This window comes from Rhizobium sp. NLR10b, from assembly GCF_019685435.1.
Lineage (GTDB): Bacteria > Pseudomonadota > Alphaproteobacteria > Rhizobiales > Rhizobiaceae > Rhizobium.
Window position 1 is genome coordinate 348,692 of sequence record NZ_JABDWV010000006.1, and the last position, 22,204, is coordinate 370,895.

16 protein-coding genes are annotated in these 22,204 nt (G+C 62.4%); 4 read left to right on the plus strand and 12 right to left on the minus strand.

The genetic code is table 11. The annotated features are described in order from the left end of the window. Positions 1 to 2: 2 nt before the first annotated feature. Genes trpB through HJB91_RS12500 form a run of 4 tightly spaced genes read left to right on the plus strand, consistent with a single transcriptional unit; the run spans position 3 to position 4,391 of the window. On the plus strand, positions 3 to 1,223 hold the full coding sequence (gene trpB / locus HJB91_RS12485; RefSeq protein WP_210632811.1) for a tryptophan synthase subunit beta: 1,221 nt from the start codon (positions 3 to 5) through the stop codon (positions 1,221 to 1,223). 3 nt (positions 1,224 to 1,226) lie between these two features. Further along, complete coding sequence (trpA, locus tag HJB91_RS12490; protein ID WP_221122882.1) at positions 1,227 to 2,066, plus strand: tryptophan synthase subunit alpha; 840 nt, start codon at positions 1,227 to 1,229, stop codon at positions 2,064 to 2,066. Positions 2,067 to 2,105: 39 nt separating this feature from the next. Continuing rightward, on the plus strand, positions 2,106 to 3,011 hold the full coding sequence (gene accD, locus HJB91_RS12495; protein ID WP_210632813.1) for an acetyl-CoA carboxylase, carboxyltransferase subunit beta: 906 nt from the start codon (positions 2,106 to 2,108) through the stop codon (positions 3,009 to 3,011). Positions 3,012 to 3,038: 27 nt separating this feature from the next. After that, positions 3,039 to 4,391, plus strand: a complete 1,353-nt coding sequence (locus HJB91_RS12500; protein WP_221122881.1) for a folylpolyglutamate synthase/dihydrofolate synthase family protein — start codon at positions 3,039 to 3,041, stop codon at positions 4,389 to 4,391. A 58-nt stretch (positions 4,392 to 4,449) separates the two neighbouring features. On the opposite strand, the gene trxA is transcribed toward HJB91_RS12500, so the two are convergent. The 12 genes from trxA to HJB91_RS12560 form a co-directional block, all read right to left on the minus strand. Continuing rightward, positions 4,450 to 4,770 carry a thioredoxin gene (gene trxA, locus HJB91_RS12505; RefSeq protein WP_004672616.1) on the minus strand — a complete coding sequence of 107 codons (321 nt, stop codon included), beginning with the start codon at positions 4,768 to 4,770 and terminating at the stop codon, positions 4,450 to 4,452. Between the two features lie 75 nt (positions 4,771 to 4,845). Next, positions 4,846 to 8,391 carry a double-strand break repair helicase AddA gene (gene addA, locus HJB91_RS12510; protein ID WP_221122880.1) on the minus strand — a complete coding sequence of 1,182 codons (3,546 nt, stop codon included), beginning with the start codon at positions 8,389 to 8,391 and terminating at the stop codon, positions 4,846 to 4,848. Then, positions 8,384 to 11,578, minus strand: coding sequence for a double-strand break repair protein AddB (gene addB / locus HJB91_RS12515; RefSeq protein WP_210632816.1), 3,195 nt, complete (start codon positions 11,576 to 11,578; stop codon positions 8,384 to 8,386). The genes addA and addB overlap by 8 nt, the downstream gene beginning before the upstream one ends. A 4-nt stretch (positions 11,579 to 11,582) precedes the next feature. After that, a complete protein-coding gene (locus tag HJB91_RS12520) occupies positions 11,583 to 12,314 on the minus strand; it encodes a nucleotidyltransferase family protein (protein ID WP_210632817.1) in 732 nt (243 codons plus the stop codon). A 13-nt stretch (positions 12,315 to 12,327) separates the two neighbouring features. After that, entirely contained in the window at positions 12,328 to 13,842 is a 1,515-nt protein-coding gene (tsaE, locus tag HJB91_RS12525; RefSeq protein WP_210632818.1) for a tRNA (adenosine(37)-N6)-threonylcarbamoyltransferase complex ATPase subunit type 1 TsaE, read from the minus strand. Continuing rightward, the gene (locus HJB91_RS12530; RefSeq protein WP_210632819.1) at positions 13,839 to 16,424 is read right to left on the minus strand and encodes a PAS domain-containing sensor histidine kinase; all 2,586 of its coding nucleotides are present in this window, start codon (positions 16,422 to 16,424) and stop codon (positions 13,839 to 13,841) included. The genes tsaE and HJB91_RS12530 overlap by 4 nt, the downstream gene beginning before the upstream one ends. Positions 16,425 to 16,627: 203 nt before the next feature. After that, complete coding sequence (ahcY, locus tag HJB91_RS12535) at positions 16,628 to 18,028, minus strand: adenosylhomocysteinase (protein ID WP_088391285.1); 1,401 nt, start codon at positions 18,026 to 18,028, stop codon at positions 16,628 to 16,630. A gap of 144 nt (positions 18,029 to 18,172) precedes the next feature. Further along, positions 18,173 to 18,448 (minus strand): HPr family phosphocarrier protein, encoded by a 276-nt coding sequence (locus tag HJB91_RS12540; RefSeq protein ID WP_011423436.1) that lies wholly within the window; start codon positions 18,446 to 18,448, stop codon positions 18,173 to 18,175. Between the two features lie 9 nt (positions 18,449 to 18,457). Next, on the minus strand, positions 18,458 to 18,859 hold the full coding sequence (locus HJB91_RS12545; RefSeq protein ID WP_011423437.1) for a PTS sugar transporter subunit IIA: 402 nt from the start codon (positions 18,857 to 18,859) through the stop codon (positions 18,458 to 18,460). Positions 18,860 to 19,010: 151 nt separating this feature from the next. Further along, positions 19,011 to 19,463 (minus strand): HPr kinase/phosphorylase, encoded by a 453-nt coding sequence (locus HJB91_RS12550; RefSeq protein WP_221122879.1) that lies wholly within the window; start codon positions 19,461 to 19,463, stop codon positions 19,011 to 19,013. Further along, positions 19,460 to 21,250, minus strand: coding sequence for a sensor histidine kinase (locus HJB91_RS12555; protein ID WP_210632821.1), 1,791 nt, complete (start codon positions 21,248 to 21,250; stop codon positions 19,460 to 19,462). Before HJB91_RS12555 ends, HJB91_RS12550 begins: the two co-directional genes overlap by 4 nt. A 76-nt stretch (positions 21,251 to 21,326) precedes the next feature. Continuing rightward, entirely contained in the window at positions 21,327 to 22,064 is a 738-nt protein-coding gene (locus tag HJB91_RS12560; RefSeq protein ID WP_210633055.1) for a response regulator transcription factor, read from the minus strand. Positions 22,065 to 22,204 lie beyond the last annotated feature (140 nt).

A 22,204-nucleotide genomic window follows, 5' to 3' on the forward strand; every position in this document is an offset into this window, starting at 1 on the left:
TAGTGAACGAAACGCCTAAACCGAATTCCTTCCGTTCCGGGCCAGATGAAGATGGCCGCTTCGGCATCTATGGGGGTCGTTTCGTTGCCGAAACGTTGATGCCTTTGATTCTCGATCTGCAGGACGAGTGGAACAAGGCGAAGAGCGATCCGGCCTTCCAGGCGGAACTGAAGCATCTTGGCGCCCACTATATCGGCCGGCCGAGCCCGCTCTATTTTGCCGAGCGGCTGACTGCCGAACTCGGCGGCGCGAAGATCTATTTCAAGCGCGAGGAACTGAACCACACCGGTTCGCACAAGATCAACAACTGCATCGGCCAGATCCTGCTCGCCAAACGCATGGGCAAGACCCGTATCATCGCCGAAACCGGCGCCGGCCAGCACGGCGTCGCTTCGGCCACCGTTGCCGCCCGCTTCGGGCTTCCCTGCGTCGTCTACATGGGCGCCACCGACGTCGAGCGTCAGGCACCGAACGTTTTCCGCATGAAGCTGCTCGGCGCCGAAGTCAAGCCGGTGACGGCAGGCAGCGGCACGCTGAAGGACGCGATGAACGAGGCGCTCCGCGACTGGGTCACCAATGTCGAGGATACCTATTATCTGATTGGCACGGCGGCCGGCCCGCACCCCTATCCGGAGATGGTCCGGGACTTCCAGTCGGTGATCGGCGCGGAGGCGAAAGAGCAGATGCTGGCCGCCGAAGGCCGCCTGCCGGACCTCGTCGTCGCTGCCGTCGGCGGTGGCTCGAATGCGATCGGCATCTTCCACCCCTTCCTCGATGACCCCTCCGTGAAGATCGTCGGCGTCGAAGCCGGCGGCAAGGGCCTCCAGGGCGACGAACATTGCGCTTCGATCACCGCCGGGTCTCCCGGCGTGCTGCACGGCAACCGCACCTACCTGCTGCAGGATGGCGACGGCCAGATCAAGGAAGGTCATTCGATTTCGGCTGGTCTCGATTATCCCGGCATCGGCCCCGAACATTCCTGGCTGAGCGATATCGGCCGCGTCGACTACGTGCCGATCATGGACCACGAGGCGCTCGAGGCGTTCCAGACCCTGACCCGCCTCGAAGGCATCATCCCGGCGCTCGAGGCGGCGCATGCGATTGCCGAGGTCATCAAGCGCGCACCGACAATGAACAAGGACGAGATCATCCTGATGAACCTCTCCGGCCGCGGCGACAAGGACATATTCACCGTCGGCAAGATTCTGGGAATGGGACTGTAAGACATGACCGCACGCATGGACAAACGCTTTGCCGCGCTCAAGGCCGAGGGCCGTCCGGCGCTTGTGACCTATTTCATGGGCGGTGATCCTGATTACGATACCTCTCTCGGCATCATGAAGGCACTGCCGGAAGCAGGTTCCGACATCATCGAGCTCGGCATGCCCTTTTCCGATCCGATGGCCGACGGCCCGGCCATCCAGCTGGCCGGCCAGCGGGCGCTGAAAGGCGGTCAGACGCTGAAGAAGACGCTGCAGCTGGCGGCAGACTTCCGCAAGAGCAACGACGCGACGCCGATCGTCATGATGGGCTATTACAATCCGATCTACATCTACGGCGTCGAGACGTTCCTGGACGATGCGCTGGCCGCCGGTATCGACGGCCTGATCGTCGTCGACCTGCCGCCGGAGATGGATGACGAACTCTGCATTCCGGCGATCCGCAAGGGGATCAACTTCATCCGCCTGGCGACGCCGACCACCGACGAAAAGCGCTTGCCCACCGTGTTGAAGAACACCTCCGGCTTCGTCTACTACGTCTCGATGAACGGCATCACCGGTTCGGCACTGCCCGATCCGGCGCTGGTTTCCGGCGCCGTCCAGCGTATCAAGCAGCATACGGAGCTGCCCGTCTGCGTCGGTTTTGGCGTCAAGACGGCGGAACATGCGAAGGTCATCGGCGGCTCGGCCGATGGCGTCGTCGTCGGTACCGCCATCGTCAACCAGGTCGCGACGAGCTTGACCAGCGATGGCAAGGCGACGGCGGACACGGTTCAGGCGGTCGCAACGCTGGTGCGCGGCCTTTCCTCGGGAACACGCTCGGCACGCCTTGTTGCTGCCGAATAGTTTTCCCACATTGGCGCTATTCAACCAGGAGAATTCGAGTTGAACTGGATCACCAACTACGTTCGCCCGCGGATCAATTCCATGCTGGGCCGTCGCGAAGTGCCGGAGAATCTCTGGATCAAGTGCCCGGAAACGGGCGAGATGGTCTTCCACAAGGACCTGGAAGGCAATAAGTGGGTGATCCCTGCTTCCGGCTATCACATGAAGATGCCGGCCAAGGCCCGGCTTGCCGACCTTTTCGACAATGGTGAATATGAATCGCTGCCGCAGCCGAAGGTCGCCCAGGACCCGCTGAAATTTCGCGATTCGAAGAAATACAGCGATCGTCTGCGTGACAGCCGCCTGAAGACCGAGCAGGAGGACACGATCCTCGCCGGCCTCGGAAAGGTGCAGGGTGTGAAACTCGTGGCCGTCGTGCACGAATTCAACTTCATCGGCGGTTCGCTCGGCATCGCCGCCGGCGAGGCGATCGTCAAGGCTTTCGAACGTGCGACGTCGGAAAAATGCCCGCTGGTGATGTTCCCGGCTTCCGGCGGTGCGCGCATGCAGGAAGGCATTCTCTCGCTGATGCAGCTGCCGCGCACGACCGTTGCCGTCGACTTGCTCAAGGAATCCGGCCAGCCCTACATTGTCGTGTTGACCAACCCGACAACAGGCGGCGTCACGGCCTCCTATGCCATGCTTGGCGATATTCACCTGGCCGAGCCCGGCGCCGAAATCGGCTTTGCCGGCAAGCGGGTGATCGAGCAGACGCTGCGTGAAAAGCTGCCGGAAGGCTTCCAGACCTCCGAATATCTGCTGGAACATGGTATGGTCGATATGGTTGTCAAACGTCATGACATTCCGGAAACGCTGGCGCGCATCCTGAAGATTCTGACGAAGAAGCCCGTCTCGGCAGCCAACGACGTGACTCGTGGAGCGATCGCCTTGGCGGCGAGCGCCTGATATCAGGCAAGCAGGCGGGATGCCGAATTGATACCCAGAGGCCAAACCGCGGTGAGTGAGGCAGCGCAGGAGATCGAAAAACTCATGGGATTGCATCCTAAGGGCTTCGATCTGTCTCTCGATCGCATCACCCGTCTTCTCGACCAACTCGGCAATCCGCACCGGAAACTGCCGCCGGTCATCCATGTCGCTGGCACCAACGGCAAGGGTTCGGTCACTGCCTTCAGCCGGGCTCTGCTGGAAGCGGGGGGTTACAGCGCCCACGTCCACACCTCGCCGCATCTCGTCAATTGGCACGAGCGCTATCGCATTGGTGTCGCGGGCGGGCGCGGGCAGCTTGTCGATGACGCCGTCTTCGCCGATGCTCTGCGACGGGTGGCCGAGGCCAATGCCGGGCAGCATATCACCGTCTTCGAAATCCTGACGGCGGTCACCTTCATTCTGTTTTCCGAACACCCGGCCGATGCCGCGATCATCGAAGTCGGTCTCGGCGGCCGTTTCGACGCCACCAATGTCATTTCCGATCCGGCTGTGTCCGTCATCATGCCGATCTCGCTGGATCACCAGCCTTATCTCGGCGACAGGGTGGAACTGATCGCGGCTGAAAAGGCTGGCATCATGAAGCCCGGACGGCCCGTCGTCATCGGCCATCAGGAATATGATGCGGCGCTCGACGTGCTGATGTCGACGGCCGAGCGACTGCATTGCCCGAGCGCCGTCTTCGGGCAGGATTTCATGGCGCATGAGGAATATGGACGGCTGGTCTATCAGGACGAGTACGGGCTTGCCGACCTGCCGCTGCCGCGCCTTCCCGGTCGCCATCAATATGCCAATGCCGCCGCCGCCATCCGCGCTGTCAAGGCCGCCGGCTTCCCCGTCACCGAGACGATGATGGAAAAGGCGATGAATTTCGTGGAATGGCCGGGCCGGCTGCAGCGCCTCAGCGAGGGCCGGCTGCTATCGCATGCGCCCGCCGGCGCCGAGATCTGGGTCGATGGCGGGCACAATCCCGGAGCGGGTGAGGTGATCGCCGAAGCCATGGCTAATTTCGAGGAGCGCCAGCCGCGGCCGCTTTTCCTGATCATCGGCATGATCAACACCAAGGACCCGATCGGGTATTTCAAGGCCTTTACAGGCTTGGTCGAGAAGGTGTTCTGCGTGCCGATCCGCGGCAGCGAGGCGATGATCGACCCGGTGATATTGTCGAACGCCGCCTATGATGCCGGTTTGGTCGCCGAACCGATGTCGACGGTCGGCGAGGCGCTGGAAGCGATAAAATCGGCCCTCGACCCGACGGCACTGCCGCCCCGCATCCTCGTCGGCGGCTCTCTCTATCTCGTCGGCGATGTGCTTGCCGACAACGGCACGCCTCCGAAATAAGCAAATGAAAAAGCCCGGTCGAAGCCGGGCTTTTCATGCAATATAAAGACGATATCGATCAGGCGGCGTTCGAAATCCAGTTCGAAAGAGCTGTCTTCGGCTTGGCGCCGACCGAAATATCGGCCACTTCGCCGCCCTTGAAGATGGCGAGCGTCGGAATGGAGCGCACGCCGAATTGGGCGGCGAGTTCCGGGTTTTCATCGATATTGAGTTTGGCGACCTTTACCTTGCCTTCCATCTCGACGGAGATTTCCTCGAGGCTCGGAGCGATCATCTTGCACGGACCGCACCATTCAGCCCAGAAATCGACGACGACGGGTTCTGCGGATTCCAGAACTTCCGACTGGAAGTTATTGATATCGACTTTCACGGTAGCCATAGGCTGCTCCTTTGACCGAAGAAGATGTTGAACCACATGTGATGGTGCGGCGCCAAATTTTCAATGTCCGGTATTTCACTTTGTCTTGAGTCCTGCAAGCGCCAAACCGAGCGCCTTTTCGCTCAGCGTATAAAGCGACGCATTCTCGGTATAGACGAGCATGCAGTCGATGCGTTTGCCGGGATAGAGCGGCGCCAGGATCTCACGATAGATCGCGAGCTGAGCCTTATGTGCGAAAGGGATCGCCTCCTCGGTCGAAGGCGGCACCCGATTGGTCTTGTAATCGAGAATGACAACGCGATCGGCAAGCACGGCGAGCCGGTCGATACGGCCCGAGACCGCATAGCGGCTGTCTTCGAGCGTCAATGTTCCCATGATCGAAACTTCCGGCTGGGCCTCTGCCCCGAGAACCGGCTGCAAAGCCTGTTCGTCCATGAGTTTCAGAACCGAATCGACGAGCCGGCGGCGTTCCGCTTCCGGCCAGAACCGCGCCGCCCGTTCGGCATAACGGCATGCGGCATCGGGTCGTTCTCGAAGCGGAATTTCTGGAAGCGCCTGCAGCATGCGATGGATCAGTCTGCCCTTTTCCAGTGAACGATCGCTGCGCTCCTTCTCCCCGAACAGCGGCGAAGCGACAAACAAGCTGCCCTCGTCTTCGTCGATGATCGTCCCGATACCGGACGGGCTGAGGGGGCGGGGCAGCTCAGCCTGTGGTGGCAATGGCCGCAATAGGCCTTCCGGCAACGCCTGCTGACGGTCGCGCGCCTCGTTGCGTTCGATACGCTCGAAGCGCCGCTCCACCCGCGGCACGCGCCATCGGATACCCGGCCATTCCCCGTCAGGGCCGGAGAAGGTGGCCGCCTCCACATGCGGATGGCCTTCGCTGAGCGCAGTGGAGATCATCGTGTGCCAGGTATCGTTATTGACACGAACGCCACGATAGCCGCAGACGACCAGCCGGTCGGCAGCCCGCGTCATGGCGACATAAAGCAGCCGGCGATACTCCTCTTCCGCCAGCATCTGGATCCGCGTTGCATCGTTTTGCGTCAGCGAATTGGCGAGGTCCGAGACGGGAACCCAGGCCGGCAGCGGCGGCTCGTCGGGGTCGGTTTCGATCAGGCGAAGTTTCGGCAGATGCGTATGCGTGAAGGGCTTGGAGCCGCCGTCGACGAGGAAGACGATTGGTGCTTCAAGACCCTTGGAGGCATGCACGGTCATGATCCTGACCTCGTTGCGCCCCTTGTCCTGCTCACGCTTCACCTCCGGCGCTTCAAGCTCCAGCATTGAGATGAAGGATTGCAGCCCGGGTAGGCCGGAGTTCTCGTGGTCGAGGGTGAAGGTCAGGAATTCGTCGAGAATATCGCTGACCTCGGTGCCGAGACGGGCAAGGAATTGCCGCCGCCCGCCATGGCTGCCCAGCACCCGCGCATAGAAATCATGGACCGACAGATGTCGCGACTGCCGCAGAAACAGCTCCAGCCTTTCGACGGCGGCACGGAAACGTTCGGTGCCGTCGGCCGCAAACCTCTTGAGATGGCTCCAGACGCTCTCGTTGTCGCCCCGCAGGCCGGCGATTGCAAAGATATCGTCCTCGGAAAGATCGAAAAGCGGGCTCTTCAGCACCGCAGCGAGCGAAAGGTCGTCCTCCGGCAGAAGCAGGAAACGGCCGAGCGCCAGCAGATCCTGGACGGCGATATGGCTGGTCAGCGTCAGTCGGTCGGCGCCGGCCACGGGAATGTCGCCGCGGCGCTTCAAGGCGCGGGTCAAGGCATTGACGAAGGCGTCGCGCTTGCGCACCAGAACGAGGATGTCGCCGGCTTCGATGAGCCGCTCCCTGCCTTTGTCGACGATCGTTTCACGGCCGACGAGGGTGCCGATCGCATGGGCGATCCGCCGCGCGAGGATTGCGGCCGGCGCACTTTCCGGCGTCGCATCGAAGGGCGCCGTCCAATCCTCTTCCTTCACCACCGCCTCAGGCGCGACCATCTCCCAGAGGTCGACGGCGCCAGGATGTCCGATCCGGCTGGATCGATGCACGACCGGTTCGCCGACCGCGCTCAGACCCCGCGCATTATCCGATATCCTGAAGATCTGGTCGACGGCCTCGAGTACGTCGGCGGTCGAGCGAAAGGAGAGCGGCAGCCGTACGGAGGAAAAGCTCTGCCCGCTGTCGGAGACCCGCCGCCGCGTCCGGTCGCTCTCTTCGGAAAAACGCTCGGGCCGCGCCCCCTGAAAGGAGTAGATCGACTGCTTCTCGTCGCCGACGGCAAAGAGCGTGCGTACGACTGGCCGGGCGCTCTCGCCGGAAAAGAAATCCTCGGCGAGCGACTGGATGACGCTCCATTGGATCGGGCTGGTATCCTGTGCCTCGTCGACGAGGATATGATCGATACCCCGGTCGAGCTTGTAATGGATCCAGGGACCCACGCCACTCTTTGTCAGCAGGTCGGCGGTGCGGGTGATCAGGTCTTCGAAATCCAGTTGGCTGCGCTGCTTCTTCAACTCCTCGTAGTCATGGTTCAGCCGACCGGCGAGCACCAGCGCGGCCTGCGTGGCGCCGAACATTCGCATCGTTTTCAACCGATCACGGCTTGCCGCGACATGCGCACGGGCGACGGCGATGGCGCGCGTCAGTTGCGGTGCTTCCGCAAGCATGGCCTTGACCAGGAACTGTGAATCCGATTTCGGCTCGCCCTTCGCCGTCAGGAAGATTTTCTCCAGCATTTCGGCGCGCCTGGCGTCATCGCGCTCCCGGCCGGCGAGCCTGAGGCCATAAGCAACCTCCTGCGCCTTGGCGCCGCCTTTCTGGTCGGCAAGCGACAGATAAAGCTCCAGCATGCCGCCCGAAAGCTCCGGCAACGGCCAATATTGCGCCGCGATCCGGCTTTCCGTATCGCCGGCGGCAAGCCCGAGCCTGTTGCGCAGCACCGCCTCCACGCCGCCGCGTCGCTCGGCAGCCGCGGTGAAGCGGCGAATGGCATTGCGGTTGGCGATGATGTCGGCGAGCAGGTTCTCCAGCCCGGATTCGTCGCCGAGATTGAGCACATAGGCGAAAGCCTTGGCAAGGGCGCTGCCTTCTTCCGGCGCGGTCGCCGTCAGCAGCGCCCGGCGTGCATCGGAAAGCAGCGCCGCCGCCGCGCGATCGTCGAGGACCGAAAAATGCCCGGCAACATTGGCCTCCAGCGGGAATTGGTGCAGCAGCGCTTCGCAAAAGGCATGGATCGTCTGGATCTTCAACCCGCCCGGCGTTTCCAGCGCCTTGGCAAACAGCCGGCGCGCCTCGGCGAGCTTCAGCGCATCGGGCGCCGTCCCCTCGATCTGCATGATCCGCCGGCCGAGCTCTTCGTCGTCGAGCACCACCCAGTCCGCCAGCCGTTCGAAGACGCGATTCGACATTTCAGAGGCCGCGGCCTTGGTATAGGTCAGGCAGAGAATGGCGGAAGGCCGCGCGCCGGCAAGCAGCAGACGAATGACGCGCTGGGTCAGGACATGCGTCTTGCCGGAACCGGCATTGGCCGAAACCCATGCCGAGCGCTGGGGGTCGGAGGCGATCGCCTGTTGAATCGTGGTCCAGCCGATCCAGGCGCCGGGATCGTCGTCATTCGGAAGAGCGTCACTCATCGCCGCCGCCTTCCTCAGTCTCAGCCGTGGACCATTCGGAGACGCGGGCGAGATGATCGTAGTCGCCGCCGAAATCAAACTGCTGCGCCGGGATGAGCCGCGAGGTAAAGCCCTTTTCGCCGGACTGCAGCAAACTGACGAACTTGATCAGCTGGTCGATCGATTCTCCGGCAAGGTCCATCGCCGATTTCGCCTTGTCGCTGCGGGCCGCGTTTTCGTTGTTCACCGTATCGACCTGGAAGCGACGTCCCGGTCGCAGGCGAACATAGAGCAGATCCTGCGGCACAAGACTGCCGGCATCGCGGAAGGCGCCGGCGCTCAAAGCCGCCGCTTCCAGGGCGAGCTGCGGATCGAGAAGCGCGCGTGCCTGTGTCGGTGAGGGATTGTAGCCGGTCTTGTAGTCGATGATATCGGCCGCCCCCGGTCCTGTAATATCGATCCGGTCCGCAACGCCGTTCAGCCGGATATTGATCGCCTCCAGCTCCACGCCGCCGCGTACTTCCGTCAGCGTCCTGCGGATGCCGGGACGTCGTCCGGCCTCCCATTCGAGGAAGGCACGGGCCACTTCGCGAAAGCGCGGCCGCCAGACGGCATCGATATGCGGTGGCAGCTTCTCCATGTCGAAAAGCTCGTTAAGGATCCGCTCCATCGCCGCTGCCGCCGCCGGCGTGCCGGCCACATGGGCCCCGCGGACGAACCGGTCGATGATCGTGTGATAGAGCGTTCCGCGTTCGGCCGCTCCCGGGTCGCGGTTGAACGCGTCCACCGGATCGAGCCGCAGGATGCGGCGGGCATAGATCGCATAGGGATCGCGGCGCAGCCGTCCGACCTCGCTGAAGGAATAGGACTTCGGCTGCAGCGCCAGCGGCGGTGTCGGCGAGGGCCGCTGCGCCGGTGCCTGGGCGTCTCCCCGATCGATCAGACCAGCCCATTGCAGGTACCGGTTACCGCGCTCCCTCAATGCCGCTTGAAAGGTCCCTCCGCCGAGCGCCAGCAGCCGCTGCAGCCAGCGTGAGGCGACGGTCGGCGTCGAACCTTGGCGCAGCGCTCTCGAATAGATCAGGTGGCGGGTGCCGTTCGCCATCTCGAAATCATGCGCTAGCTGCCCGATGCGCCGCTCCGGCGGTTCGAGCCCGATCTCCGTCTTCATCATACGTGGAATGAAGGGATTGTTCGCGCTCTGCCCTGGCCAGGAGCCTTCGTTCAACCCGCCGAGAATGAGCGTGTCGACGCTCTGCAGGCGGGCTTCGAGCGTGCCGAAGATGAAGAGGCGGGGATGGCTGAGCGCCCGCGGCTTCACCGCATGGCCGGCGGCAAGTGCTGCCATGATGTCGATCCATTGCGGTCCGTCGGCCTCCATCTGGCCGTCCGTGTCGATGACTTCGCTGAGGAGTGAGGCGAGGGCGTCCCCTGCCTCGTGTGCCCAGAGATCGGCAAGATTGCCGTGCGGATCTGCCGCGACCGCTTCGAGCGAACGGCCGGTCCGCTCCGCCCATTCCGACAGCGTGAAACTTGCTGTCTTGCCGCGCTCCTCCGGCCGGTGCCGGACCAGCGCGGAAGCAAGAGGCTCGGTTGCGCGGGTGACCCGGCGCGCAAGTTCGGATGCGGTCTCGACGGCCTCGGCTGGCAGCGTCTTGCGCCATTGCGGCGCGTGTCGGTCGAGGACCTGTTCGCCGAGCTGCTGGCTCAGGAGCAATTCAAGTGCGTTGATATCCACCTCCGCCACCCCGCCGCGCAGCGCCAGCAGTTCGAGCGCTTCGGTCGCGGAAATCAAGGCGTCGCGTTCGAGGCCGAAGCGGGCCAGCGGATGTTTGAGCAGCGAAACGATCGCCACCGGATCACCCGGCCGAAGCGCCGCCTCCAGCAGCAGCTGTAGCAGCGTGCCCTGCGGGGTCGCCGAAAGCGGTGTGCCGGCCGAATCGTCGGCGAGAATCCCGAAGCGGGAGAGCTCGGCCATCACCCGACGGGCGAGATTGCGGTCTGGCGTAATCAGCGCAGCCCGGCTTTCGCCATCCTGTCCCTGCCTTTCCAGTGCAAGCCTGAGCGCGATGGCAATCGCGGTTGCTTCCTCGCGCTCATTGGCGGCTTCGATCAGCGAAACATCGCCGAAGGCCGAAGTCAGCGCTCCCTCGGGTAGCGAGCTCTTCCAGGCCCCCCAGTCGCTGGTCGCCTCTGCCGGGGCGAGCGCGCGCGACAGGATTTCGGCGCGCCGGTTAAGATCGGCCTCTGGTCTCCCCAGGAGGCTGACGTCGGCTCGTGTCAGCCTCAGCCTTTTCAGCAGCAAGGACAGGCCATATTGCGGATGGCTCCGGCTGGCCGGATTGGCATGCTGGCCTGGCGCCGGTTCCGGCGCCACCATTTGCCAATGCCTGTCGGGCATGGACAGATCGAGGCCGGGAAGGACGATCACGCCTTCGGGCAGATTGGCAACGGCGGCGATGAGATCGGCCGTGGCAGGAACCGAACCCGTCGAACCGGCAATGATAATCGGCCCGGCCGGCTTCGCCGCCGAAATCCTGGCTGCTTCGGCCCGCAGAATTGCGTTCCTGTGCCGCGCCGGCGAGGACTTGCCGAGCTCGGAAAGCCGCTCCGGCCAAAAGGCGCTGGCGATCTGGAGGAACTCCGCCGTCAGCTGCCACCAGGCGGCGTAGTCGCCAGTGTCGAGTTTCGACAGTTCCGACCAGTCAAGATCCTCGGTTTCGATGGAATCGATCAGCTCCGCGAGGTTGCGGGCGAGCCAGATCGCATCTGCCGGGCTGGCCGGCGCAACGAGCGGCGAGTCGGAATGGATATGGCGGACGATCTCCGGCAGCTTGTTTCGCCAGGCAAGGATCAGCCGCGCCAGTTCCAGGAGCCGGGCGGTATTCGACAGCGGCTGGGCGAGATCGATCGTCGCCGGCAGCGCCTCTTCGAAATATCCGCTGTCATCATCGGTTTCGCCGAGAGGACGGATCACCGGCAGGATCGCCGAGCGGCCGCCGAGCAGGTCGACGAATTCTGAGCGCAGCACGCGCACGGCGCGCCGGGTCGGCAGGTAGATCGTCACCCTGGCGAGCGACAGCGGATCATCGGACTCATGCCGAAAGAGCGGCGTCAGGCGTCCGTCGCAAAGCGTCGTCGCCAGCGTTTTCAGGAAGGGCAGGCCCGCCGGGATCGTCAGGATGCGTGGCTGGTGCCGGTCCGCCATGAGCTCACGCGAACGCCCGCAGTCGGCGGATTGTTTCCTCCGCTTCGCCGATCGCCTCTGGCGTTCCCACAGTCAGCCAATGGCCGTCGAGCACGATGCCGAACAGACGTCGGCGCGCGATCGCCTTGTCGAAATAGATATTGAGGTTGAAGGCATCCTTCGGCGCATCATCAAACAGCGTCGGGTTCATGGCGATCGCCCCGGCATAGACGACGGGATTGGACGGATCGTCGCGATACCGCGTCAGCCGGCCATCTGCAGCGAGGCTGAAATCATTCTTGCCGTTGTGACCGGTTGTATCTTCGATCCTGACGCAAAGCAGCGCCATGTCCATTTGCTCTGCATCGAAGAATCCAGCTAAGCGCTGCAGGTTCGTCGGCCGTCCCGGCTGTTCTCCGATCCAGAAGAGATCGGCATTCATGACGAAGATGTCGTCGCGTTCAAGCAGCGTCAGGCCCTTCGCCAGTCCTCCGCCGGAATTCATCAGTCCGTCCCGCTCGTCCGATATGATGATGTCGAGGCCGCGATATTTGCCGAGATGGTCGAGCATCTGCTCGGCATGATGATGAACGTTGACGACGGCCCGCTCGACGCCGGCCGAAACCAGCGCGTCCAGCGAATAGTCGATCATCGGCTTGCCGTCGATCTTCACCAGCGGCTTCGGAATCGTATCGGTGATCGGGCGCATGCGGGTCCCGAGACCCGCGGCCAGAACCATGGCTTGTCTGATGGTCATCTTGATCCGGAACTTATGATTCGCTCTGGCCTATTCCAGCCCTTGTGCACCAATCGCGCAAGGGGGCAAGCGCCTCGTGCTCGAGCGCGACATTCAGATAGGCAAGTGTGCGCGGCATATGTTTGAGATAGCCGGGCTTGCCGTCCCGCTGCAGCAGCCGCACCCAGAGACCGGCAAGCTTGCAATTGCGCTGCGCCGACATGATCGCCCATGCTTTCAGGAATCCGGCTTCGTCGAAGCCGCCCTGTGTGCGGCGAAGCGCCAGATAATCGTCCATCAGCTGCCGGAAAAGCTGCGGTTCGATCGTGACGCGCGCGTCCTGGACGAGCGAGGCAAGATCATAGGCTGTGGGCCCGATCATGGCGTCCTGGAAGTCGATGAGTCCGATCTTTTTGATGCCCGGCTCCTGCGGCCGCCAGATGATGTTCGGCGAGTGGAAATCGCGCAGCAGCAGGTTCTTTTCGGCCGTGGCAAGTTCATCGATCAGGGCGTCCCAGATCGCCAGATATTCCTTGCGTTCGGTATCCGAGGGGGCGGTGCCGCGCTTCCAGGCTATGTGCCAGTCGAGCACAAGCTGCACTTCCATCTTCATCGCCGTGCGATCGAAGTCCGGTATGTGATGCGTGTGCGTGGCGGAAACCGGTATGTCTGGCGGAAATTGCATGGAATGAAGATGGGCAAGACAGGCGACGCTTTGCCGGTAACGCTCGATGATCGGCCGCCCCTCGTCATCGAGCACGCCTTCGGTGCCGAGATCCTCGATCAAGAGGATCCCCTGCTGATAATCGACCTTATAGATCTCCGGCGCCGCAAAACCCCGTTCGCGCAGCGCATCGGCAATCGCAACGAAGGGATAGGCGTTCTGTGCCAGATGCGCGACTTTGGGATAAGGTTTGCCGTCATGGACCGGCGGTCCCTCGGGATGCGGCCGCCAGTCCATCAGGATGATGCGGCGCTCGGCGTTCTCGCGATAGATCGCCTCGTAAGCGCGAAGCGAGGCATCACCGGTCAGGAAGCGGCGTTTGGCATTGGAATAGCCGGCGTCTTCGAGGAAATTGCGGATCGCCAGGACGCGCCGGATGCGCAAAGCCTGTGCGCCGGCGGCGCTAATCGTCGCCCGGCGGCCGTTGCCTTCATGCGTCAGCGTCAACGTGATGCATTCGCCAGGCAACTCGCTCGCGGCCATCTCCGGCCATTCGACGAGACAGATGCCGTTCTGCAGGGCCTCGTCGAAGCCGAGCTCCGTCAATTCGCCGGGGTCACCGAGCCGATAGAGATCGAAGTGCGAAACCGGGATACGCAGATCGTAGGATTGCACCAGTGTGAAGGTGGGGCTCGGAACTTCGAGCCCATCGTCATCGGCAATGGCACGCAGGATCGCACGGGCAAGCGAGGATTTGCCGGCGCCGAGATCGCCCGACAGGGCAAGGCAATCTCCGGCCTTCAGGCCAAGCGCCAGGTCTTCGCCGAGGCGAACCGTGGCCGCTTCGTCTTTCAGGAACAGCGAGATCGTATCATCGGTCGTCATTCGGCGGCGGCGGAATGCGGTATGTTGACCGATGGGATACGGCAGACGACCGTCGTGCCTTTGCCCGGCTCGCTGTCGATCGTCACGTCGCCATGATGAAGGCTGACAAAGCTGTCGACGATCGAGAGACCGAGGCCGGCGCCGCCGCGTTTGCCGCTTTTAGCCCCCGTCGCGAACCGGTCGAACACGGTCGCGATCATGTCGGGCGAAATGCCGGGGCCGCGATCGCGGACGGAGAAGACGAAATCCGTGCCTTCGCGATGGCATTCCAGCGAGATCGACGTGCCCTCGGGCGAGAAATTCGCCGCATTGGCAAGAAGCTTCAGAAGGATCTGCTTCAGCCGCTGCGGATCGGCGACGATCGAGCCGAGATAGGCGGAGGCGGTGATTTCAAGCGCGACGCCGCTTTCGTGCAGCCGGTCGGCGATCTGCATCGAGACGTCGTCGAGCAGGTCGTTGAGATCAATCTCGGCATAGTTGAGCCGCATGATGCCGGCATCGACCGTCGCAAGGTCGAGGATATCGTTGACGAGCGTCAGCAGAACCGAGGACGAGGTCGAAATGTGGTCGACATATTCGGCCTGCCGTTCATTCAGCGGCCCGACGCCCTGCGTGCGCAGCAGATCGGTAAAGCCGATGATATTGGTCAGCGGTGAGCGAAGTTCATAGGAAACATGCTGAACGAAGTCGTTTTTCAATTCGTCGGCTTTGCGCAACGCCTCGTTCTTCTCGGTCAAAGCCCGCTCGGCCCGCACGCTGTCGGTCATGTTGACGAAGGTCAGCATGGTCTGCGCGTTCGGCAGCGGGATGACGGCGTAATCGAGCACGAGGCCGGAGAAGAGTTCCAGCGTCCCCTGGCTCGAGCGGCGTTCGTCATCGAAGCTGGTGATCAGTTCCGCGAAGGTCTTCCAGCCGTCCGGCCGGTCGTAGGACGGCGCGCAGGCCTCGCCCAGCGCGCGGATATGAGTGCCGGGCTTGGCTTCGGTTTCCGTAATGCCCCAGAGCGCCCGGAAGGCCGGATTCGACAGGCGGATACGTCCATCCGGTCCGAATACCGCCACCCCTTCGGAAAGGTGATCGATCGTCTCGCCCTGTACCTTGACCAATGTGTTGTAGCGCGTTTCGAGATCGACCTGCTCGGTCAGATTTTCGAATACCCAGGTGGCGCCGCCCTGCGGATGGGCGGTGGCGAAGACGCGCAGCGTCTGGCCGTTGGGCAGGTGCCAGAGATCCGATTGCGTGTCGAGCGCGCGATAGACGGAAAGGGCCGCTTCCTTCCAGCTTTTCCAGTTGAGCTGGTCCGGCAGCTTCTTGGCCGCGCGCAGCCGCTCGAGCAGCTCGCTATTATCAGGCCGGCTTTCGAGGAAGGCGATATCGAGTTCCCAGAGCGCGACGAAGGCCTGGTTGTAGAATTGCAGCCGGCGCTCGCCGTCGAAGATGGCGACGGGTGTGGCGAGATGGTCAAGTGTTTCGGCGTGGCTCTTCAGCGTCCGTTCCAGCTCGGCGCGCACGGCCTCTATATCAGACACGTCAATCGCAATCCCGGCCGAGCCACCCGGGACCTTGACGTCGACGACGTCGAAGAATGTCCGATTGCCGCGCACAACGGTCGAGATCGTGTCGTGGAAAGGCGATTCCGGCGTCGTAACCGCGCGAATGCGTTCGCGCGCCACGGTCGTCAGCATCTCGCGGCCTTCGTTGATCGCCTGCTGCGGCGAGCGTGCCTCGACCGCGTCGCCATAAGCTTGGTTGACCCAGGTGAGGCGGCCCGCCGGGTCGCGCTGCCAGGCCGGCATGTCGATCGCGTCGAGCATGGTCTGGAAGGCCGAGATCGAGGTCATCAGCCGGTCGCGCTCGATCCTGAGTTCGGCAAGCTCGGCGCGCAGATTGTTGAGCGCCACGAAGCGGACGAAGGCGCGTCCGCCGGAAACCCGGCCCTGCGCCTCGAGGATTTCATCGCGGATGGTTTCGACCACCATATCGAAGCTCTGCGCGCCGTCGCGCAGCCGGTCGATCGCCTTTTCCAGATCGGCGGCCGAATGCGACTTCAGCCAGAGGCCGAAGGCCAGGAATTCGCCGTCCTGCGGCGCGCCGGTCTCGGGCGGAAGCTGGCCGAGAAGCTCGGGGCGCGTATTGCCGTCCCAGATGACGATCCGCCGGTTCTTGTCGGCGATCAGCGCCTGATATTGCGAAATGCGCTGCTGGGCATCGGAAAGCGCCGAGCGGATTTCGCGGCTCTCGTTTTCCAGATTGCCGCGCTGGCGTACGAGCCAGAGCGTTGAAAGCAGGGCCGCCGAGATGACGCCGATGACGACGGAAACGCCGACGACCTGCGAGGAGGTGAAGAGGTGAGCCGAGGCGGCCACCTGCCGCTCGGTCTGTGCCAGAACCGGCCGCGCCAGCGCGGCAAGCGCCGTGCCGGCCGCGCACGTTTTCAGGAGGCGCGCCAATGATCCATGCTCTTGCTTTGCGGCCTCGTGTGCCGTTGCAGATTTATATTCTCGGCCCGCCGAGAGCGGGCGGCGACCGGCGCGAGCGCCGTCATCCGCCTGACCGGGCAGGCTGTTTTTCACTTCCGACATCCGCGGTATGTCTCCGTCCTTCAATGTGCCGCATTACGACAAGACATCCCATTTTCGGAGCGGTCGGACGGGGTCCGGCGTCCCGAATCAAGTCTTAAAACAATACTTCGGAAGGGAATCGGCGGGAAGAGAGCGGCCAAAAAATAAGCCGCGGCATTTGTCAATGCCGCGGCTTCTACATCTTGTGGATATTGATGGTGCCATCAATATCTGTAGTGGTCGGACTTGAACGGACCCTGAGGCTTCACGCCGATATAGGCGGCCTGCTCTTCGCTGAGCTGGGTCAGCTTCACGCCGAGCTTGTCGAGGTGAAGGCGTGCGACCTTCTCATCGAGATGCTTCGGCAGGATGTACACCTTGTTCTCGTACTGGCCGGGCTTTGTGAAGAGCTCGATTTGCGCCAGCGTCTGGTTGGTGAAGGAAGCCGACATCACGAAGGATGGATGGCCGGTCGCATTGCCGAGGTTGAGCAGACGGCCTTCGGAGAGAAGGATGATGCGGTTGCCCTTGGGGAACTCAATTAGGTCGACCTGCGGCTTGACGTTGGTCCACTTGAGGTTACGCAGCGCGGCGACTTCGATTTCGTTGTCGAAATGGCCGATATTGCCGACGATCGCCATGTCCTTCATCTGCCGCATGTGGTCGATGCGGATGACGTCCTTGTTGCCTGTCGTGGTGATGAAGATATCGGCCGACGAAACGACGTCTTCGAGCAGCACGACTTCATAACCGTCCATGGCGGCCTGCAGAGCGCAGATCGGATCGGCTTCCGTAACCTTGACGCGGGCGCCGGCGCCGGAGAGCGACGCAGCGGAACCCTTGCCGACGTCACCGTAACCGCAGACGACGGCAACCTTGCCGGCCATCATCACGTCGGTGCCGCGGCGGATGCCGTCGACCAGCGATTCCTTGCAGCCGTATTTGTTGTCGAACTTCGACTTGGTGACGGAGTCGTTGACGTTGATCGCCGGGAAGGGCAGCAGGCCCTTCTGGCTGAGCTGGTAGAGGCGGTTGACGCCGGTCGTGGTTTCCTCGGTGACGCCCTTGATGGCATCGCGCTGCTTGGTGAACCAGCCCGGGGAAGCGGCAAGGCGCTTTTTGATCTGGGCGAAGAGGATTTCCTCTTCTTCGGAATGCGGGTTGGAGAGCACGTCCTCGCCGGCTTCGGCGCGGGCGCCGAGCAGGATGTACATGGTGGCGTCGCCGCCGTCATCGAGGATCATGTTGGAAAGGCCGCCATCGGCCCACTGGAAGATCTTGTCGGTATAGACCCAATAGTCTTCGAGCGACTCGCCCTTGATGGCGAAAACCGGAACGCCGGCGGCGGCGATCGCGGCTGCGGCATGGTCCTGCGTCGAGAAGATGTTGCACGAGGCCCAGCGGACTTCGGCGCCGAGCGCAACCAGGGTTTCGATCAGCACGGCCGTCTGGATGGTCATGTGCAGCGAACCGGTGATGCGTGCGCCCTTCAGCGGCTTTGCGTCGCCGAACTCGGCGCGGCACGACATCAGCCCCGGCATTTCGGTTTCGGCGATCGTAATTTCCTTGCGGCCGAAATCCGCAAGCCCGATATCGGCGACGACATAATCTTTTTCAGTGCTCATAGAGGTCTCCAGGCTGAAAAACGTCTCAAAAATTGGCGCAGGCGCAAGCAAGCGCACGGCATATCAGCCGTTTAGCAGGCTTCGCCTGGGATGGCAATAAGGATATAAAGAAGTCTTTATATGTTTATATGAACTCGGCCGAGCTCACATTTCTTCGCCGAACTTGTTCTGGATCAGCTGATCCAGGGCCTCCAAGGCTTCCTGAGCCTGGCTGCCGCTTGCCGAGACGACGACGCTGGACCCGGGGCTTGCGGCAAGCATCATGAGGCCCATGATTGAGGTGCCGCCGACCGTCATTCCATCTTTGGAAACGGTGATGGCCGCATCGAAATTCTCGACCATCTGCACGAATTTGGCGGAAGCGCGAGCGTGAAGGCCGCGCTTGTTGATGATAAGGAGTTCCCGGGAAAGCGATGTCATGAAGCGCCGTTATTTTCCGCTGAGCACGCGGCTCGCGACATTGATATATTTCCGCCCGGCTTCGGAAGCCTCCACCAGCGCCTTCTCCATGTTGTTCTCGCCGCGGACGCCGGCGAGCTTGATCAGCATCGGCAAGTTCATGCCGGCAATGACTTCGGTGTGGCCGCTACTCATGACCGAGATGGCGAGGTTAGATGGTGTGCCACCGAACATGTCGGTCAAGATGACGACGCCATGACCGTCATCGGCGCCGGATACGGCTTGCAGAATGTCCTGCCGTCTCTGGTCCATATCGTCTTCGGGGCCAATACAGACCGTCTCGATAAATTTCTGAGGACCGACGACGTGCTCGACAGCATGACGAAACTCTTCAGCCAGCTTGCCATGAGTGACAAGCACAAGTCCGATCATGATATTACTGCTCCCATATACGCAAACGGTGGCTGAGATATCGCAATGCAGCAATTTCGTCCACCGGTGGCGGCACATCTTGGCTATGAAAAGCCGAAGTGCAAGATAAAAATGCAAACATATAAGGCGGATTGATCAATCCGGAAGCCTTTCAGGATCCGATGTCAGGCGCTTTCGCCATCAGGATCGCCAGCGGTGAGGCAACATTTGTGAGCAACCGCAATGCGGGAAGCGAAAAACCAGGGGCAAGACTGACGATTTCGCCCTCCGCAGGGACGCGGTTTTCACCGGAAGCGCTGCCCGGAAGCACGGCATAGTGCATGGTTGCCGGGGACACGTGATCCTGCCGGACGATGCCGGTGCCGCGAAGTTCGATGAGCCCGGCGATCGACGGCGGGCAGGTGGCAATCACCGACCCGGCTTTTTTCGATAGGAGGACCTGGTCGTCGGCGACCAGCGCCGTAAAAAGACCCAGCCGGCGGGCTTCGGTCATGCAGGTGAATGCCAGCATCGACTTTCCCCAGCCGGAGGGCCCGCTGAACAGCAGCCCCGTCCTGCCCACGACAATCGCCGTCGCATGGATGGTGGGAGCCGGCTCGCTCATGCGGCGGCATCGAGCGGAAGGGCGAGGATGAAGCGCGCGCCGAGCACGCGCCCGTTCTCGCCATCGGTGATGTTCTCCGCCCTCAGCGAACCGCCGTGGGCTTCGGCGATCTGGCGGCTGATCGAAAGGCCGAGGCCGGAATTCTGGCCGAAACCTTCCGATTCCGGACGGTCCGTGTAGAAACGCTCGAAGATGCGGTCGATATTTTCCGCCTGAATGCCGGGGCCGTTGTCTTCGATGGTGGTGACGCAGCGTGACCGTGTGCGTACCAGCCGCACGGTGATCTTGCCGCCCTTCTCGGGCACGAAGGAGCGGGCATTCTCGATCAGATTGGTGACGATCTGGCCGATGCGCAGATCGTGGCCGTTGACGACGAAACGGGTTTTGATGTTCGGCTTGCGTTCCACCGTATACTCGATCTCCACCTGCTTCTTGCTTCCCCTGATCTGGCGGGACACGTCGATCAGGTCGCGCAGCAGCACCTCCATGTCGACAGAGCCGGCATCGACGCGTGCGAGTTCGGCATCGAGCCGCGAGGCGTCTGATATATCGCTGATCAGGCGGTCGAGGCGGCGGACATCGTGCTGGATGACATCAAGCAGCCGTTTCTTGGAATCCTCCGACCTGGCGAGCGGCAGTGTTTCAACGGCGCTGCGCAGTGAGGTCAGCGGGTTCTTGAGCTCGTGGCTGACATCGGCGGCAAAGCTCTCGATCGCGTCGATGCGGTCATAGAGCGCCGTCGTCATCTCGCGTAAGGCGATGGAGAGGTTGCCGATTTCGTCCTGGCGGGCGGAAAAGTCCGGAATTTGCTCACGTGTCTTGGCGCCGCGGCGAACGCGGATGGCGGCGGCCGAAAGACGGCGCAGCGGATTGGCGATCGTCGACGAGAGCACCAGCGACAGCAGTACGTTGACGAGCGTCGCCACACCGAAAACCCGCATGATCGCCAGCCGTTCGGCATGAACGATGTTGTCGATGTCGCCGGCTTGCGTCGACAACAGCAGCACGCCGAGCACGGCACGGAAGCGCTGGATCGGAACGGCGACGGAAACGATGAGCTCGCCTTTCTCGGTGGTGCGCACGACTGCGCCGCGCACGCCGGTCAGCGCGTTCATCACCTCGGGATAGATCGAGCCGTCGCCGCCCGGTGCTTCCTTGTAGAGCGGCAGATTGCCCGGCTGCAGCGCCTTGTTGAACAACGTCGCAAACCAATCGCTCCAGGTCTGCTTCTCTTCTTCGACCGGCGGCAGGTCGAAGCGCAGCACCTGGCCGCGCGAATAGAGGTGGCGCGAATCGAGCAGCAGATTGGCGTCGGCATCGAAGATGCGCGCGCGTGTGCGTGTTGGCGAGATCAGTCGGCGCAGGACCGGCGCGACCTTTTCCGGATCAATCGGAAATTCCAGATCCTCGTCGTTCGGCACCGGGGTGATGCTCTGGCCTGCCTGCAGTTCGAGCAGCTTTTGCGGATCGATGGTGATCGAGTTCGTATCGACTGACGCGGAGGCCGAAACGGCGCCGGCAATGATTTCACCCTGCGTCAACAGGCTTTCGGCGCGGGCGTCGATCAAGCCTTCGCGAAACTGGTTGAGATAGAGAATGCCGCCGACGAGCACCACAAGCGCGACGAGGTTGAAGAACAGGATGCGCCGCGTCAGGCTCGAAAACACCGCATTGCCGAAGATGCGGCGGATCAGCGTGAAGGGATGCGACCAACGGCGGCCTCGGACGCGACGGGTGCTCACGCCCTCCGCATCGTCCAAATCCCTTTCCTGCACCAACTGTGCCAATGACAGGCCCTTTCGAAAGGTTGGGCCGGATAAACCGGCCGGCAACCTTCAACATTTCCAGCTGTGCCGCTCGGGCTCAGGCTGCTTCGCGGAAGCGGTATCCCACTCCGTAGAGTGTTTCAATCATATCAAAGTCGGTATCGACCATCTTGAATTTCTTGCGCAGCCGCTTGATGTGGCTGTCGATGGTCCGGTCGTCGACATAGACCTGTTCATCATAGGCTGCATCCATCAGCGCGTCGCGGCTTTTCACGACGCCGGGGCGCTGCGCCAGCGAATGCAGAATCAGGAACTCGGTCACCGTCAGCGTCACGGCCTCACCCTTCCAGGTGCAGGTATGGCGCTCCTGGTCCATGACGAGCTGCCCGCGCTCCAGCGAGCGGGCCTGCTGCACCGCGCCGGCCTTCGGCGCACCGCTGGGGCTCGTGCCGCCGGCGGCTGCGGCTTCGCGGCTCGAGGCCCGACGCAGGACGGCGCGGACGCGTTCCACCAGCAGGCGCTGCGAGAAAGGCTTGGTGATGAAATCGTCCGCCCCCATCTTCAGGCCGAACAGTTCGTCGATCTCCTCATCCTTGGAAGTGAGGAAAATGACCGGAATATCCGATTTCTGCCGCAGGCGGCGCAACAGTTCCATGCCGTCCATGCGCGGCATCTTGATATCGAAGATCGCCAGCTGTGGCGGTCGCGCCAGAAGGCCGTCGAGCGCGGAGGCACCGTCCGTATAAGTCTCGACCTTATATCCTTCGGCCTCCAGTGCGATCGACACCGAGGTGAGGATGTTGCGGTCGTCGTCAACGAGCGCGATTGTCGCCATAGCATTGGTCTCCGTCATCAGTGCGCAATCTCCCGGATTTTGGTCGTCCCCAGGCGGTCTCAATGACCGGATGCGCTTATGGAGGATAAAGGTGGAACAAATTGTGGCAAAGATAAAGGGGAAGATTGTTGTAAAATTCC

Excerpts from the sequence above, each read along its gene's own strand:
- trpA (WP_221122882.1), top strand. The coding sequence starts at position 1,227 with ATGACCGCACGCATGGACAAACGCTTTGCCGCGCTCAAGGCCGAGGGC.
- trxA (WP_004672616.1), bottom strand. The coding sequence starts at position 4,770 with ATGGCTACCGTGAAAGTCGATATCAATAACTTCCAGTCGGAAGTTCTG.
- addA (WP_221122880.1), bottom strand. The coding sequence starts at position 8,391 with ATGAGTGACGCTCTTCCGAATGACGACGATCCCGGCGCCTGGATCGGC.
- addB (WP_210632816.1), bottom strand. The coding sequence starts at position 11,578 with ATGGCGGACCGGCACCAGCCACGCATCCTGACGATCCCGGCGGGCCTG.
- HJB91_RS12520 (WP_210632817.1), bottom strand. The coding sequence starts at position 12,314 with ATGACCATCAGACAAGCCATGGTTCTGGCCGCGGGTCTCGGGACCCGC.
- tsaE (WP_210632818.1), bottom strand. The coding sequence starts at position 13,842 with ATGACGACCGATGATACGATCTCGCTGTTCCTGAAAGACGAAGCGGCC.
- HJB91_RS12530 (WP_210632819.1), bottom strand. The coding sequence starts at position 16,424 with ATGTCGGAAGTGAAAAACAGCCTGCCCGGTCAGGCGGATGACGGCGCT.
- ahcY (WP_088391285.1), bottom strand. The coding sequence starts at position 18,028 with ATGAGCACTGAAAAAGATTATGTCGTCGCCGATATCGGGCTTGCGGAT.
- HJB91_RS12540 (WP_011423436.1), bottom strand. The coding sequence starts at position 18,448 with ATGACATCGCTTTCCCGGGAACTCCTTATCATCAACAAGCGCGGCCTT.
- HJB91_RS12545 (WP_011423437.1), bottom strand. The coding sequence starts at position 18,859 with ATGATCGGACTTGTGCTTGTCACTCATGGCAAGCTGGCTGAAGAGTTT.
- HJB91_RS12550 (WP_221122879.1), bottom strand. The coding sequence starts at position 19,463 with ATGAGCGAGCCGGCTCCCACCATCCATGCGACGGCGATTGTCGTGGGC.
- HJB91_RS12560 (WP_210633055.1), bottom strand. The coding sequence starts at position 22,064 with ATGGCGACAATCGCGCTCGTTGACGACGACCGCAACATCCTCACCTCG.